This window comes from Desulfovirgula thermocuniculi DSM 16036, assembly GCF_000429345.1.
GTDB lineage: Bacteria > Bacillota > Desulfotomaculia > Desulfotomaculales > Desulfovirgulaceae > Desulfovirgula > Desulfovirgula thermocuniculi.
Genome location: NZ_AUBR01000065.1, coordinates 1 through 14,514, shown reverse-complemented (window position 1 = coordinate 14,514; position 14,514 = coordinate 1). Strand labels below are relative to the sequence as shown.

The window sequence follows — 14,514 nt, the reverse complement described above, 5'->3', positions numbered from 1 at the left end:
CGCCGCCGTAAGCGTCGTCTTCCCATGGTCCACGTGCCCTATCGTCCCTACGTTCACGTGCGGCTTCGTCCGCTCAAATTTCGCCTTGGCCATAAGCGCAATTACCTCCTTTTACACTCACTTTTTTCAGGGCTTTCGGGAAAGAGCGGCCGGGCCGGGCCACCCGCTATCCCCGCCGCCGGGAAATAATGGCCTCCGCCAGGGCAGGGGGCACTTCCTCGTAGTGGCTGAACTGCATGGTGAAGCTGCCGCGGCCCTGGGTGCGGGAGCGGAGGTCCGTGGCGTAGCCAAACATCTCGGCCAGGGGCACGTAGGCCCTCACCACCTGCACGTTGCCCCGGCGCTCCATTTCTTCAATGCGCCCGCGCCGGGCGTTTAGGTCCCCCAGCACGTCACCCAGGTACTCGTCCATCACCACGACTTCCACTTTCATTACCGGCTCCAGGAGCACCGGCTTTGCCTTTTCCGCCCCGTTCTTGAAGGCCACCGAACCGGCAATCTTAAAGGCCAGCTCCGAGGAGTCCACCTCGTGATAGGAGCCGTCCACCAGGGTGACCCGCACGTCGGTTACAGGGTAGCCGGCCAGGATGCCGTTTTCCATGGCCTCGCGCACGCCGGCGTTTACCGCGGGGATAAACTCCTTGGGTATCACGCCGCCGACAATCTTGTTCACAAACTCGTAGCCGCCGCCGCGCGGCAGGGGCTCTATTTCCAGCACCACGTGGCCGTACTGGCCGCGCCCGCCGGTCTGGCGGATGTACTTGCCTTCGGCCTTGGCCTTTTCGCGGATGGTTTCCTTGTAGGCCACCTGCGGGCGCCCCACGTTGGCCTCCACCTTGAACTCCCGCACCAGGCGGTCCACGATGATCTCCAGGTGCAGCTCGCCCATGCCGGAGATGAGCGTCTGGCCGGTCTCCGGGTCTACGTGCACCTTGAAGGTGGGATCCTCCTCGGCCAGGCGGGAGAGGGCCATGCCCATCTTCTCCTGGTCGGCCTTGGTCTTGGGCTCAATGGCCACGGAGATAACCGGCTCGGGAAAGTCCATGGACTCCAGCACGATGGGGTGCTTCTCGTCGCAGAGGGTGTCCCCCGTGGTGGTTTCTTTTAAGCCCACGGCGGCCACAATGTCCCCGGCGTAGGCGGCATCGATCTCCTCGCGGTGATTGGCGTGCATGCGCAGGATGCGGCCGATGCGCTCCCGCTTGCCTTTGGTGGAATTGTAGACGTAAGAGCCGGAGGTTACCTTGCCGGAGTAAACGCGGAAGAAGGTAAGCTTGCCCACGTAGGGGTCGGCCATGATCTTGAAGGCCAGGGCCGAGAAGGGCTCGTCGTCGCGGGCCAGGCGCTGGTCCTCCACGCCCGTCTCGGGGTTAAACCCGCGGATGGCCGGGATGTCCGTGGGGGCCGGGAGGAAGTCCACAATGGCGTCCAGGAGGGGCTGCACGCCCTTGTTTTTAAAGGACGAGCCGCAGAGCACCGGCACCATCTTGCAGGCCAGGGTGGCCTTGCGGATGCCCCGCTTGATTTCCTCCACCGTCAGCTCCTCGCCCTCGAGGTACTTCATCATCAGCTCCTCGTCGGCCTCGGCCACCGCTTCAATGAGCTTCTCCCGGTATTCGGCCACCAGGTCGGCCATCTCGGGCGGCACTTCCGTTTCCTTGGGGTTGGTGCCCAGGTCGTCGAGGTAAATGATGGCCTTGTTGCGGATGAGGTCCACCACGCCGACAAAGCTTTCCTCGGCGCCTATAGGCAGCTGGATGGCCACCGGGTTGGCTCCCAGCCGCTCGCGGATCATGGCCAGGCCGCGGAAGAAGTCGGCCCCCACGCGGTCCATCTTGTTGATGTACGCGATGCGGGGCACCCCGTACTTATCCGCCTGCCGCCAGACCGTTTCCGACTGCGGCTCCACCCCGCCTACGGAACAAAAGATGGCCACCGCCCCGTCCAGCACGCGCAGGGAGCGCTCCACCTCCACGGTAAAGTCCACGTGCCCTGGCGTATCTATAATGTTGATGCAGTGGTCGCGCCACTGGCAGCTGGTGGCCGCGGAGGTAATGGTGATCCCCCGCTCCTGCTCCTGGACCATGAAGTCCATGGTCGCCGTGCCCTCGTGGACCTCGCCCATGCGGTGCACGCGCCCAGTATAAAACAAAATGCGCTCGGTGGTGGTGGTCTTGCCGGCGTCAATGTGGGCCATTATGCCGATGTTGCGCGTCCGTTCCAGCGGAAACTGCCTCGCCATAACTTCACCTCCCTACCACCGATAGTGGGCAAAAGCCTTGTTGGCTTCTGCCATCTTGTGGGTATCCTCCTTTTTCTTAACTGCGCCGCCTGTGTTGTTGGCCGCATCCATTATTTCCGCGGCCAGCTTCTCCATCATGCTCTTGCCGCTGCGCTCGCGGGCAAACTGGGTGAGCCAGCGCAGGCCCAGCGTTAAGCGGCGCTCCGGGCGGACCTCTACGGGCACCTGGTAGTTGGCGCCGCCCACGCGGCGGGCCTTGACCTCCAGCACCGGCATGACGTTTTTCAAGGCCTGATCCAGGACCTCCAGCGGGTCCCTGCCGGTTTTCCGGCGGATGATCTCAAAGGCGCCGTAGCAGATCTTTTCCGCCAGGCTCTTCTTGCCGCACCGCATGACCTGGTTGATGAGCTTGGCAACTATCTTGCTGTTGTAGATGGGATCAGGCGGTATGTCGCGCTTGGGTACGGGCCCTTTCCTGGGCATCTTTTCCCCCCTTCCCTAAAAGTATGTCCCTTCCTGCCCAACCCAAAACTACCGGCCTCGCGGCCGGTACCCGGGTTACTTCTTCGGGCGCTTGGCACCGTACTTGGAGCGGCCCTGGTGCCGGTTCTGCACACCCGCGCAGTCCAGGGCACCCCGGATGATGTGGTAGCGGACGCCGGGCAAATCCTTTACCCGCCCGCCGCGCACCAGGACCACCGAGTGCTCCTGCAGGTTGTGCCCGATCCCCGGGATGTAGGAGGTTATCTCAATGCCGTTGGTGAGGCGCACGCGCGCCACCTTGCGCAGGGCAGAGTTGGGCTTTTTGGGCGTGGTGGTGTAAACCCTGGTACAAACCCCCCGCTTCTGGGGGCAGCCTTTCAACGCCGGGGCTGACGACTTATCGCGCACCTTCTCCCGCCCCTTGCGAACCAGCTGGCTTATGGTCGGCACCCGTTACACCTCCTTCTCCGCGGCGCTGCTCCCCGCCGCCAAAATCCTAATCCTCAATAACCGCCGCCGAAGCGCACCCCACGTCGATGTTACAGATCTTGCCCAGCTTGGCCATGGACTCCACTTCGACCAGGGGAATGTTCTTTTCACGGCATGCCTGGATGATGGGATCGATGACGTGCCTCTCGGCGTTTACGGCTACGTAAACCACCTTTGCCTGCCCCCGCTGGATGGCCTTCATGGTTTGCTTGGAGCCAACCGTCTTCTTCTTGGCGGAAGCCAACCGCGCCAAAGGCATAGCTTACCCCCCAGAGCTATCCAGACACTTTTTTATCTTACCACCGGCAAAAAGCGCTGTCAATAAGCAAAGTTAAAGCGCCCGGGACGGCGGCAGCGCCCCGGGCGTAGCCCATGGCGGAAGGGGCCCTTTTAGCGGCGGTCGCCGTTTTCCATAACCTGGATGCTGCGGTAGCGGCTCATGCCCGTGCCCGCCGGGATGAGCTTGCCGATGATGACGTTTTCCTTTAAGCCCAGCAGGGGGTCGACCTTGCCCTTGATGGCCGCCTCGGTGAGCACGCGGGTGGTTTCCTGGAAGGAAGCAGCGGAGAGGAAGGAATCGGTGGTCAGCGAGGCCTTGGTAATGCCCAGCAGCACCGGGCGGGCCACCGCCTCCCGACCGCCCATCTTTCTCACCCGCTCGTTTTCCTCCTCCAGCTCAAACTTGTCGACCAGCCCGCCGGGCAGCAATTCCGTATCCCCGGGGTCCTCCACCCGCACCTTGCGGAGCATCTGCCGGATCATGATTTCAATGTGCTTGTCGTTAATGTCCACCCCCTGCATACGGTAGACTTTTTGCACCTCCTGCAGGAGATAGGTGTAGACCCCGTGCAACCCCTTGATGCGCAGCAGGTCGTGGGGGTTGATGGGCCCTTCGGTCAGCTCGTCGCCGGCCTCCACCCTGTCCCCGCTGCTGACCTTCAGGCGGGCGCCAAAGGGCACGGCGTAAGTATACCTTTCCCCCTCGTCGGTGACGAGCTCTATCTCCTTGCGCCCGCCCTTGGCCTCCCGCACCTCCACCACGCCGGCCGCATCGGCAATGAGGGCCTGGCCCTTGGGCCGGCGGGCCTCAAAGAGCTCTTCCACCCGCGGCAGACCCTGGGTGATGTCCTCGCCGGCCACGCCGCCGGTGTGGAAGGTGCGCATGGTCAGCTGGGTACCGGGCTCGCCGATGGACTGGGCGGCAATGATGCCCACCGCCTCGCCCACATCCACCAGCTTGCCGGTGGCCAGGTTGCGACCGTAGCACTTGGAGCAGACGCCGTAGCGGGTGCGGCAGGTGATGACGGAGCGTATCCAGACCTCCTTGATCCCCGCCCTGACGATTTCCCTGGCCTTTTCCTCGTCGATTTCCTCGTCCGCCCCGACCAGCACCTCCCCGGTTTGGGGATGGATGATGTCGTGCAGGGCCAGGCGGCCCACCAGCCGCTCCTCCAGCGTCTTGATGACCTCCGTGCCGTCCTTTATCTCCCGCACCAGGATGCCTTCCGTGGTGCCGCAGTCCTCTTCCCGCACGATGACGTCCTGGGCCACGTCCACCAGGCGCCTGGTGAGGTAGCCGGAGTCGGCGGTGCGCAGGGCGGTATCGGCCAGGCCCTTGCGGGCCCCGTGGGTGGAGATGAAGTATTCCAGCACGGTCAGGCCCTCGCGGAAGTTGGCCCTGATGGGCAGGTCGATGATGCGCCCGGAGGGGTCGGCCATGAGGCCGCGCATGCCGGCCAGCTGGCGGATCTGCTGGATGTTGCCCCGCGCCCCGGAGGTGGCCATCATGAAGACGTGGTTGTAAGGGTCGAGGGTATTTAGAAGAGCCCTGGTCACCTTTTCGGTGGCCTCGTTCCAGATGGCGATAACCTTGCGGTAGCGTTCCTCCTCGGTAATCAGGCCCCGCCGGTACTCGGCCTCCACCGCCTCTACCTGCCTGTCGGCTTCTTTAAGGATCTCGTCCTTTTCCTGGGGTATGACGATGTCGGAAATGCCGATGGTAATGCCCGCCTGGGTGGCATAGTGAAAGCCCAGGTCCTTAATGCCGTCCAGCATGGCCACGGTAGCCGAGTAGCCCAGCTTGCGGAAGCAGTCGTCCACCAGCTGCACCAGGCGCTTTTTGTCCATTACCTCGTTGAGGAAACCCAGCTCGTCGGGGACCACCTCGTTGAAGATGATGCGGCCTACCGTCGTCTCGATGATCTCCCCGTCGGGCTTGCGCACCTTGATGCGCGCATGCAGGCTCACCGCGCCGTTTTGGTAGGCCATGATGGCCTCGTCGTAGTCCCGGAAGGCCTTGCCCTCTCCCGGGGCGCCCTTCTTTTCCAGGGTGAGGTAGTAGCACCCTATGACCATGTCCTGGGTGGGAATGGTCACCGGGCGCCCGTCCTTGGGATTTAAGATGTTGTGGGTGGAGAGCATGAGCAGCCGCGCCTCGGCCTGGGCCTCCGCCGAGAGGGGCACGTGAACGGCCATCTGGTCGCCGTCGAAGTCCGCGTTGTAGGCGGTACAGACCAGAGGGTGGATCTGGATGGCCCGCCCCTCGATGAGCACGGGCTCAAAAGCCTGAATGCCCAAGCGGTGCAGGGTGGGCGCGCGGTTTAAGAGCACCGGGTGCTCCTTGATCACGTCCTCTAAGACGTCCCACACCTCCGGGCGCACGCGCTCCACCATGCGCTTGGCGCTCTTGATGTTGTGGGCATAGCCCCTGTTCACCAACTCCTTCATGACAAAGGGCTTAAAGAGTTCTAAAGCCATTTCCTTGGGCAGGCCGCACTGGTGGAGCTTCAGCTTGGGGCCTACCACGATTACCGAGCGCCCGGAGTAGTCCACCCGCTTGCCCAGCAGGTTCTGGCGGAAGCGGCCCTGCTTCCCTTTAAGCATGTCGCTCAGCGACTTAAGCGGGCGGTTGCCCGGGCCGGTCACGGGGCGCCCGCGCCGCCCGTTGTCAATGAGCGCGTCCACCGCTTCCTGGAGCATGCGCTTCTCGTTGCGCACGATGATGTCGGGCGCACCCAGCTCCAGGAGGCGCTTTAAGCGGTTGTTGCGGTTGATCACCCGCCGGTAGAGGTCGTTTAGGTCGGAGGTGGCAAAGCGCCCGCCATCCAGCTGCACCATGGGCCGCAGCTCGGGGGGAATGACGGGGATGACCTCTAAGATCATCCACTCTGGGCGGTTGCCGGACTTGCGGAAAGCCTCCACCACCTCCAGGCGGCGGATGGCCCGGATGCGGCGCTGCCCCGTGGACTCGCGGATTTCCTTGCGGAGCTCCTTGCTCAGCTCCTCCAGGTCGATCTCCGCCAGGAGCTCCTTAATGGCCTCGGCGCCCATGCCGGCCTTAAACGAATTGCCGTACCTTTCCCGGTACTCCCGGTACTCCGTTTCCGTGAGCAACTGCTTTTTCATCAGGGGGGTGTTGCCGGGATCGATGACCACGTAGGAGACGAAGTAAAGCACCTTCTCCAGGGCCCGCGGCGACATATCCAGGAGAAGGCCCATGCGGCTGGGGATGCCCTTAAAGTACCATATGTGGGACACGGGGGCGGCCAGTTCGATGTGCCCCAGGCGCTCCCGCCGCACCTTGGAGCGGGTAACCTCCACGCCGCAGCGGTCGCACACCACGCCCTTGTAGCGCACCCGCTTGTACTTGCCGCAGTGGCACTCCCAGTCCCGGGTGGGGCCGAAAATGCGCTCGCAGAAGAGCCCGTCCCGCTCCGGCTTTAAGGTGCGGTAGTTGATGGTCTCCGGCTTCTTGACCTCCCCGCTGGACCACTGCCGGATCATGTCCGGAGAGGCCAGGCCAATGCGGATGCGGTCAAAATTGCTCAAGTCCAGCACGAGATCGCCCCCCCTTTACTCCGCTTCCTCATGCTCATGGTCGTCCAACTCCAGGTCTTCATCAAACCCCAGGTCCTCGGGGTATTCCTCCATTGCCCCGCCTTCTTCCTCCTCGGGAGGCTCTTCGACCTCCTCCGCCTCTTGCTCAGGCGGCTCCTCGGCAATGGGTATGTCCAGGCCCAGATCCCGCGGCGTTTCGCGGGCCTCCTCGTCCATTTCCTTAATGTCGATTTCCTGGTTGTCCTCCGAGAGCACGCGCACGTCCAGGCACAGGGACTGCAGCTCCTTGATCAGCACCTTGAAGGACTCGGGGACGCCGGGCTCGGGCACGTTCTCGCCCTTCACGATGGCCTCGTAGGTCTTCACCCGGCCCACCACGTCGTCGGACTTCACGGTGAGGATTTCCTGGAGGGTGTAGGCGGCCCCGTAGGCCTCCAGCGCCCAGACCTCCATTTCCCCGAAGCGCTGGCCGCCGAACTGGGCCTTGCCGCCCAGCGGCTGCTGGGTCACCAGCGAGTAGGGGCCGGTGGAGCGGGCGTGGATCTTGTCGTCCACCAGGTGCACCAGCTTGAGCATGTACAGGTAGCCCACCGTCACGGGGTGGTCGAAGGGCTCCCCCGTGCGCCCGTCGTAAAGGATTATCTTGCCGTCCCTGGGCAGGCCGGCCTTCTCCAGGTACTCCACCACGTCCTTTTCGGTGGCCCCGTTAAAGATGGGCGTGGAGACGTGATAACCAAGGACGTGGGCCGCCCAGCCCAGGTGGGTTTCCAGGACCTGGCCCAGGTTCATGCGCGAGGGCACGCCCAGGGGGTTGAGCACGATTTCCACCGGCGTGCCGTCCGGGAGGAAGGGCATATCCTCCTCCGGGAGGATGCGGGCGATGACGCCCTTGTTGCCGTGGCGCCCGGCCATCTTGTCCCCTTCGGAAATCTTGCGCTTCTGGGCCACGTAAACCCGCACCAGCTTGTTCACGCCCGGCGGCAGCTCGTCGCCGTTTTCCCGGGAGAAGACCTTGACGTCCACCACCTTGCCGGACTCCCCGTGCGGCACCCGCAGGGACGTGTCCCGCACCTCGCGGGCCTTCTCGCCGAAGATGGCCCGCAGCAGCCGCTCCTCGGCGGTGAGCTCCGTCTCCCCTTTCGGGGTCACCTTGCCCACCAGGATGTCCCCGGGCCGCACCTCGGCGCCGATGCGGATGATGCCCCGCTCGTCGAGGTCCTTTAGGATCTCCTCGCCCACGTTGGGTATGTCCCTGGTGATCTCCTCCGGGCCCAGCTTGGTGTCCCGGGCGTCGCACTCGTATTCCTCGATGTGGATGGAGGTGAAGTAGTCCTCCTTCACCAGCTTCTCGCTGATGAGGATGGCGTCCTCGTAGTTATAGCCCTCCCAGGGCATGAAGGCCACCAGCACGTTGCGCCCCAGGGCCAGCTCGCCCTGGTCGGTGGAGGGACCGTCGGCAATGACCTGGCCGGCTTCCACCCGGTCCCCCTTGTTCACAATGGGGCGCTGGTTGATGCAAGTGCCCTGGTTGGAGCGGGCAAACTTAATCAAGCGGTAGACGTCCTTCTCGCCGCCGTCCGTGCGCACGACAATCTCGTTGGCCGTTACCCGCTCCACCACCCCAGCGTTTTTGGCAATGACCACCGCCCCGGAGTCCCGCGCCGCCTTGGCCTCCAGCCCCGTGCCCACCAGGGGCGCCTGGGCCTTAATGAGGGGCACGGCCTGGCGCTGCATGTTGGCACCCATCAGCGCCCGGTTGGCATCGTTGTGCTCCAGGAAGGGAATGAGGGAGGTGGCCACGCTGAAAACCTGCTTGGGGGAAACGTCCATGTAGTCTACCTGGTCCACGGGCACCATGAGGATTTCCTTGCCGCGGCGGGCGTTTACCCGTTCATCCAGGAAGTAGCCGTTTTCGTCCAGGCGCACGTTGGCCTGGGCAATGATCACTTCCTCTTCCTCGTCGGCGGTGAGGTAAACAATCTCGTCGGTTACCCGCCGGTTCTTCTTATCCACCTTGCGGTAGGGCGTCTCGATGAAGCCGAAGTTGTTGACCCGCGCGTAGCAGGTCAGGGAACCGATGAGGCCGATGTTCGGGCCTTCCGGCGTCTCAATGGGGCAGACCCGCCCGTAGTGGGAGTGGTGCACGTCGCGGACCTCGAAGCCCGCCCTCTCCCGGCTCAGGCCCCCGGGGCCCAGGGCGGAGAGGCGCCGCTTGTGCGTCAGCTCGGCCAGGGGGTTGGTCTGGTCCATAAACTGGGAGAGCTGGCTGGAGCCGAAAAACTCCTTTATGGCCGCCACCACGGGGCGGATGTTGATGAGCACCTGGGGCGTGATGACGTCCACATCCTGGATGGTCATGCGCTCCCGCACCACCCGCTCCATGCGGGAAAGGCCGATGCGGAACTGGTTCTGCAAGAGCTCGCCCACGGAGCGCAGGCGGCGGTTGCCCAGGTGGTCGATGTCGTCAATTTGCCCCTTGCCCTCCATGAGGCCAATGAGGTACTTGACGGTGGCAATAATGTCCTGCGGCGTCAGCTCCCTAATGAACTCCCTCTCCTTGGGAACCTCCGTCTGCAGGTAGCGATCCCATTCCTTGGGCCCCTGCCCGTTATCCTTATAGCGGTAAAGGACGCCGTGCTTTAGTTTCTTCCATATCTTATACCGGCCCACGTTGGCCAGGTCGTAGCGGCGGGGATCGAAAAAGAGGGAATGCAGCAGGGTGCGCGCGCTCTCCACCGTGGGGGGCTCGCCGGGGCGCAGGCGCTTGTAAATCTCCACCAGGGCGTCCTCTTCGGAATCGGTGTTGTCCCTGGTGAGGGTTTCCTGGATGAACCGGTGCCCGTCAAAAAGGTCGAGGATTATGGCGTTGGTGCTGTAGCCCAGGGCCCGGATCAGCACGGTTACGGGGATCTTGCGCGTGCGGTCCACGCGCACCCAGATGTGGTCGTTGACGTCCGTCTCAAACTCCAGCCAGGCGCCGCGGTTGGGGATGATGGTGGCCAGGTAAATCTTCTTGCCGCTGGGGTCGGGCTGCTCGTCAAAATAAACGCCAGGGGAACGCACCAGCTGGCTGACGATGACCCGCTCGGCGCCGTTAATGATAAAGGTCCCCTTCTCGGTCATCAGGGGGAAGTCGCCCATGAAGACTTCCTGTTCCTTAACTTCACCCGTTTCCTTGTTAATGAGGCGTACCCTGACCCGCAGGGGAGCCGCGTAGGTAACGTCACGCTCCTTGCACTGCTGCACGGTGTATTTTGGCTCGCCCAGGTGGTAGTCCAAGAATTCCAGGATCAGGTTTCCGGTGAAGTCCTGGATGGGGGAGATGTCCTGAAAAACCTCGCGCAAGCCTTCGCGCAAGAACCACTCGTAGGACCTGCGCTGCACCTCAATCAGGTTGGGTATCTCGAGGATCTCCGGGAGCTTGCTGAAGCTGAGCCTCTGCCTCGTTCCCGCCACGACGGTATTCATCAATAACCTCGCACCCCCAAAATTAAAACAACCAGAAAAGACCCGTACAATATAATAGACAATTGTTAATGCTATCAAACTTTTACTGGGTTGTCAAGGGGAGGGCTGCCTGAATGATCCCCAGCTTTTAGAAGGAGATATTAAGCGAAAAGGGCAAGGAAAAAGGATTCTCCCCCGAAAATTAGCTGTTAAGGGAGAAAACAGCAAAGGGGGAGAATCCTTATGGTTGGCCGAATTCACGCGGCCCGCCGCTTGAGCACCAGCGCCAGAGGGCGCGCTACTTGATCTCCACCGTGGCGCCCTGCTCTTCCAGTTTTTTCTTGATGCTTTCCGCCTCTTCCTTGCTGACCTTTTCCTTGATGGGCTTGGGCACGTTGTCCACGAGGTCCTTGGCTTCTTTGAGGCCGAGGCCGGTGATTTCCCGCACCACCTTGATGACGTTAATCTTCTTGTCGCCCACGGCGGTGAGGATGACGTCAAACTCGGTCTGCACTTCTTCCTCCGCCGGGGCGGCGGCAGGTGCGGCGGCTGCCGCGGGGGCCGCCGCCACGGCCACCGGTGCGGCAGCGCTGACCCCAAACTCCTCCTCAAACTTCTTGACCAGCTCGGCCAGCTCCAGCACGGTCAGGCTTTTAACCATTTCCAGGATTTCGTTAACCTTGGACATGCCTTAAAACCTCCTTATAGGTTAAGGTTAAGATAATTTTTTATAAGCACAAACGTTCCGTCCCCGCGGGCGGCGCCTATGCCGCCTCCCCGGCCTTTTGCTTGCGGATGGCCTCCAGGACGTAGACGAGGCTGCGCAGGAGGCCCTGCAGCGCGCCCGCAAAGCCGTACAGGGGCGCCTGCATACCGCCCAGGACCCTGCCCAGGAGGACCTCCCGCGAGGGCAGTTCGGCCAGGCGGCGTACCTCCCTGGCGTCAATCACCCGCCCCTCCAGGATGCCCCCCTTTACCTCCAGCTGCTTAAATTCCCTGGCCAGCTCCGCTATGGCCTTGGCCGGCGCCACGGGATCCGCAAAGCCAAAGGCAATGGCCGTGGGGCCCGCCAGGTAAGGGTCCAGGCCCTCCAGGCCTATTTCCCGCGCCGCGATGCGGGTGAGGGTGTTCTTGACCACCTTAAACTCACCCCCCGCCTCCCGCAGGCGGCGGCGGACCTTGGTGATGGAGGCCACGTTTAAGCCCCGGTAGTCGGTGAGGACCGCGGCCTTGCACGTGCTGAGCTTTGCTTTCAGCTCCTCCAGGATGGCTTTTTTCTCTTCCCTCGTCGGCACCAGCTGCACCTCCTTCCCATCGGTTTAAAAGAAACGGGGCAGGCACCTGTAGCGCGCAAAGGCACAGGGCCTGCCCCCGCAAAAATTTTTTGGCGGCAGGTCAACGGCCACTGCTCCCCGGCCTCGGTTGGCGGCAAGTGCCATTAAGTCCTTAAAAGACACCAACTGTCTACAGCGGGCAAGGGCGATATTTAATTTATTTTTTCAGGCAATCAGCTTCAGGTAATTGACCTTTATGCCCGGGCCCATGGTGGAGCATACGCTCACGCCCTTGATGTACTGACCCCTCAAGGTGGCAGGCCTGGCGCGCACGATGTGCTCCATCAGCGTGCGCAGGTTTTCCAGGAGCTTTTCCACCTCGAAGGAAGCCTTGCCGATGGGCGCGTGGATAATACCGGCCTTATCCACCCGGTACTCCACCTTGCCGGCCTTGGCCTCCTGAACGGCCCGCGCGACGTCAAAGGTCACCGTTCCCGTTTTGGGGTTGGGCATCAGGCCCCGCGGGCCCAGAATGCGGCCCAGCCGCCCTACCATGCCCATCATGTCGGGCGTGGCAATGGCCACATCAAACTCCAGCCACCCATCCTGGATCTTGGCCACCAGCTCTTCCGCACCCACAAAGTCTGCCCCGGCCTCCTCGGCCTCCTTGGCCTTTTCACCCCTGGCAAAGACCAGCACGGTGGGCGTCCTGCCGGTGCCGTGGGGCAGGACCACCGCACCCCGCACCATCTGGTCCGCGTGGCGGGGATCCACCCCCAGCTTCACGGCCACCTCCACCGTTTCGTCAAACTTGGCCGTGGCCAGCTCCTTCACCAGAGCCAGGGCCTCTGCCGGGTCGTAAAGTTTCGTGCGGTCGACCTTTTTGGCCGCTTCCAGATACCTCTTGCCGTGCTTGGGCACAAAGCTCACCTCCCGTGGTACTGGCGGATAATCTCCTCCCACCGGCAAAATTTTAGCCTTCCACTATTTCAATGCCCATGCTCCTGGCTGTGCCCTCAATCATGCGCATGGCCGCCTCTATGGAGTTGGCATTGAGGTCGCGCATTTTCAGCTCGGCAATTTCCCGCACCTTGGAGCGTGGGACCTTGCCCACCTTTTTGCGGTTGGGCTCGCCGGAGCCGGTTTCAATGCCGCAGGCCTTCTTTAAAAGCACCGAGGCCGGCGGGGTCTTGCACACAAAGGTAAAGCTGCGGTCCTCGTAAATGGTAACCTCCACCGGGATGATCAGGCCCGCCTGGCTGGCCGTGCGCTCGTTGAACTCCTTGACAAAGGCCATAATGTTCACGCCGTGCTGGCCGAGGGCCGGACCCACCGGCGGCGCAGGGGTAGCCTTGCCGGCCGGCACCTGCAGCTTGACCACTGCCGTCACCCTTTTAGCCATCTGTCAGCAACACCTCCTCCGTATGCGCCTTGCTCATATTTTTTCAACCTGCGAAAAATCCAGCTCTACCGGGGTTTCCCGCCCGAACATGGAAATCATCACCCGGAGCTTGCCGCGCTGCGGGTCGATTTCCTCCACGATGCCCTCGAAGTTCTCAAAGGGGCCGGTAATTACCCGCACCCGGTCCTTGACGGACAGGTCCACCCTTGGCCGCGGTGCATCGGCATCCGTATGCCCGATGATCTGCCTGACTTCCTCATCCGTTAAGGGTATGGGCTTGGCTCCCGAACCTACAAATCCGGTGACGCCGGGGGTGTTGCGCACCACGTACCACGAGTCGTCGGTAAGGATCATCTCCACCAGCACGTAACCGGGATAAATGCGCTTTTTAACAATTTTCTTCCGGCCGTCTTTTATCTCTACTTCTTCCACTTCCGGCACCACGATGCGGAAGATCTTCTCTTCCATGTTCATGGACTCGATGCGCTTTTCCAGGTTGGCCTTGACCTTGTTTTCATAGCCGGAATAGGTGTGAATTACATACCAGCGCCTTTCTCCCTTTTCACCCATAAACACAAGGGACCTCACTGCTAGCCACCATGAGGCCCCCCACCCCCTCGGTGCTTATTTAATGACCAGCTGCATGAGTCGGCTCAAGAGCGAATCAAAAATCCAGATGAGGATGCCGACAATGCTCACCGAAACCAGCACTACCCCTGTGTAGACCGTGACTTCCCGCCGGGTGGGCCAGTGTACCTTTTTGAGCTCGCCGTACACGCTGCGAAAGTATTTCCTCACCTGCTCCAGGCGGTTTGTCCTTTCCCTTTCTCTCTTAACTATTTCCTTTTTTCCCTGTTTTTTTTCCAGGCCGGTCCCCGGACCATTCCGTTTGAGCAGGTTTTTAAAAGCCATGCATGCCACATCCTTAAAAGACCCGCCTAGCGGGTTTCCTTGTGCACCGTATGGGCATTGCACCACTTGCAGTATTTCTTTAGCTCGAGCCGGTGGGGGTCGTTCCTCTTGTTTTTAGTGGTGGTGTAGTTGCGGCGCTTGCACTCCGTACAGGCCAGAGTTATAATTACCCGCATGGCCAACTACCTCCCGCAAAACTAAAAAAAGAAATCACCCTACGGTCCGGAATTGACCTTATCAACTGTACCACAACTTCCCGGCCCCTGTCAATAGCCGGCCACGGGCAACGAAGAGCAGTGAAGGGGGTAACCGTACCCCCTTCATGCTGCCCAGTTACTCGATGATGGAGGTGACCACCCCGGCACCCACCGTCCGGCCACCCTCCCGGATGGCAAACCGCAACCCCTCCTCTATGGCTATGGGCGTGA

Annotated in this window: 14 protein-coding genes and 1 pseudogene; all 15 read right to left on the bottom strand. The window is 62.0% G+C overall.

What is annotated here, in order from left to right; translation table 11 throughout:
* Positions 1–93, bottom strand: a 93-nt coding sequence (locus tag G454_RS19120) for a GTP-binding protein (protein WP_017173303.1), incomplete at its 3' end; no start/stop codon positions are given.
* 73 nt (positions 94–166) lie between these two features.
* Positions 167–2,242: an elongation factor G gene (gene fusA, locus G454_RS0112860; protein WP_027718943.1), complete on the bottom strand. Its 2,076-nt coding sequence runs from the start codon at positions 2,240–2,242 to the stop codon at positions 167–169.
* Positions 2,243–2,254: 12 nt separating this feature from the next.
* The gene (gene rpsG, locus G454_RS0112855; RefSeq protein ID WP_027718942.1) at positions 2,255–2,725 is read right to left on the bottom strand and encodes a 30S ribosomal protein S7; all 471 of its coding nucleotides are present in this window, start codon (positions 2,723–2,725) and stop codon (positions 2,255–2,257) included.
* A 75-nt stretch (positions 2,726–2,800) separates the two neighbouring features.
* Positions 2,801–3,175, bottom strand: coding sequence for a 30S ribosomal protein S12 (rpsL, locus tag G454_RS0112850; RefSeq protein ID WP_027718941.1), 375 nt, complete (start codon positions 3,173–3,175; stop codon positions 2,801–2,803).
* 46 nt (positions 3,176–3,221) lie between these two features.
* Positions 3,222–3,473, bottom strand: a complete 252-nt coding sequence (locus G454_RS0112845; RefSeq protein ID WP_027718940.1) for a ribosomal L7Ae/L30e/S12e/Gadd45 family protein — start codon at positions 3,471–3,473, stop codon at positions 3,222–3,224.
* Positions 3,474–3,604: 131 nt separating this feature from the next.
* Positions 3,605–7,051, bottom strand: coding sequence for a DNA-directed RNA polymerase subunit beta' (gene rpoC / locus G454_RS0112840; RefSeq protein WP_027718939.1), 3,447 nt, complete (start codon positions 7,049–7,051; stop codon positions 3,605–3,607).
* A gap of 215 nt (positions 7,052–7,266) precedes the next feature.
* A pseudogene (gene rpoB / locus G454_RS0112835) lies at positions 7,267–10,465 on the bottom strand (DNA-directed RNA polymerase subunit beta); the annotation flags it as partial.
* Between the two features lie 331 nt (positions 10,466–10,796).
* Positions 10,797–11,186 (bottom strand): 50S ribosomal protein L7/L12, encoded by a 390-nt coding sequence (gene rplL / locus G454_RS0112830; protein ID WP_027718937.1) that lies wholly within the window; start codon positions 11,184–11,186, stop codon positions 10,797–10,799.
* A 76-nt stretch (positions 11,187–11,262) separates the two neighbouring features.
* Positions 11,263–11,793: a 50S ribosomal protein L10 gene (gene rplJ / locus G454_RS0112825; RefSeq protein ID WP_027718936.1), complete on the bottom strand. Its 531-nt coding sequence runs from the start codon at positions 11,791–11,793 to the stop codon at positions 11,263–11,265.
* A 204-nt stretch (positions 11,794–11,997) separates the two neighbouring features.
* A complete protein-coding gene (gene rplA, locus G454_RS0112820) occupies positions 11,998–12,693 on the bottom strand; it encodes a 50S ribosomal protein L1 (RefSeq protein WP_027718935.1) in 696 nt (231 codons plus the stop codon).
* Positions 12,694–12,745: 52 nt separating this feature from the next.
* Positions 12,746–13,174 (bottom strand): 50S ribosomal protein L11, encoded by a 429-nt coding sequence (gene rplK / locus G454_RS0112815; RefSeq protein WP_027718934.1) that lies wholly within the window; start codon positions 13,172–13,174, stop codon positions 12,746–12,748.
* 33 nt (positions 13,175–13,207) lie between these two features.
* Positions 13,208–13,744, bottom strand: coding sequence for a transcription termination/antitermination protein NusG (nusG, locus tag G454_RS0112810; protein WP_027718933.1), 537 nt, complete (start codon positions 13,742–13,744; stop codon positions 13,208–13,210).
* 54 nt (positions 13,745–13,798) lie between these two features.
* On the bottom strand, positions 13,799–14,086 hold the full coding sequence (gene secE, locus G454_RS0112805; protein ID WP_084413501.1) for a preprotein translocase subunit SecE: 288 nt from the start codon (positions 14,084–14,086) through the stop codon (positions 13,799–13,801).
* A 26-nt stretch (positions 14,087–14,112) separates the two neighbouring features.
* Positions 14,113–14,262: a 50S ribosomal protein L33 gene (rpmG, locus tag G454_RS0112800; protein WP_027718931.1), complete on the bottom strand. Its 150-nt coding sequence runs from the start codon at positions 14,260–14,262 to the stop codon at positions 14,113–14,115.
* A gap of 157 nt (positions 14,263–14,419) precedes the next feature.
* Positions 14,420–14,514, bottom strand: a 95-nt coding sequence (locus tag G454_RS21015; protein WP_211230094.1) for an EF-Tu C-terminal domain-related protein, incomplete at its 5' end; no start/stop codon positions are given.

What these genes read in the sequence shown, in the direction of transcription:
- secE (WP_084413501.1), bottom strand. Translation starts at nt 14,086, where the DNA reads ATGGCTTTTAAAAACCTGCTCAAACGGAATGGTCCGGGGACCGGCCTG.
- fusA (WP_027718943.1), bottom strand. Translation starts at nt 2,242, where the DNA reads ATGGCGAGGCAGTTTCCGCTGGAACGGACGCGCAACATCGGCATAATG.
- nusG (WP_027718933.1), bottom strand. Translation starts at nt 13,744, where the DNA reads ATGGGTGAAAAGGGAGAAAGGCGCTGGTATGTAATTCACACCTATTCC.
- rplL (WP_027718937.1), bottom strand. Translation starts at nt 11,186, where the DNA reads ATGTCCAAGGTTAACGAAATCCTGGAAATGGTTAAAAGCCTGACCGTG.
- rplK (WP_027718934.1), bottom strand. Translation starts at nt 13,174, where the DNA reads ATGGCTAAAAGGGTGACGGCAGTGGTCAAGCTGCAGGTGCCGGCCGGC.
- rpsG (WP_027718942.1), bottom strand. Translation starts at nt 2,725, where the DNA reads ATGCCCAGGAAAGGGCCCGTACCCAAGCGCGACATACCGCCTGATCCC.
- G454_RS0112845 (WP_027718940.1), bottom strand. Translation starts at nt 3,473, where the DNA reads ATGCCTTTGGCGCGGTTGGCTTCCGCCAAGAAGAAGACGGTTGGCTCC.
- rpmG (WP_027718931.1), bottom strand. Translation starts at nt 14,262, where the DNA reads ATGCGGGTAATTATAACTCTGGCCTGTACGGAGTGCAAGCGCCGCAAC.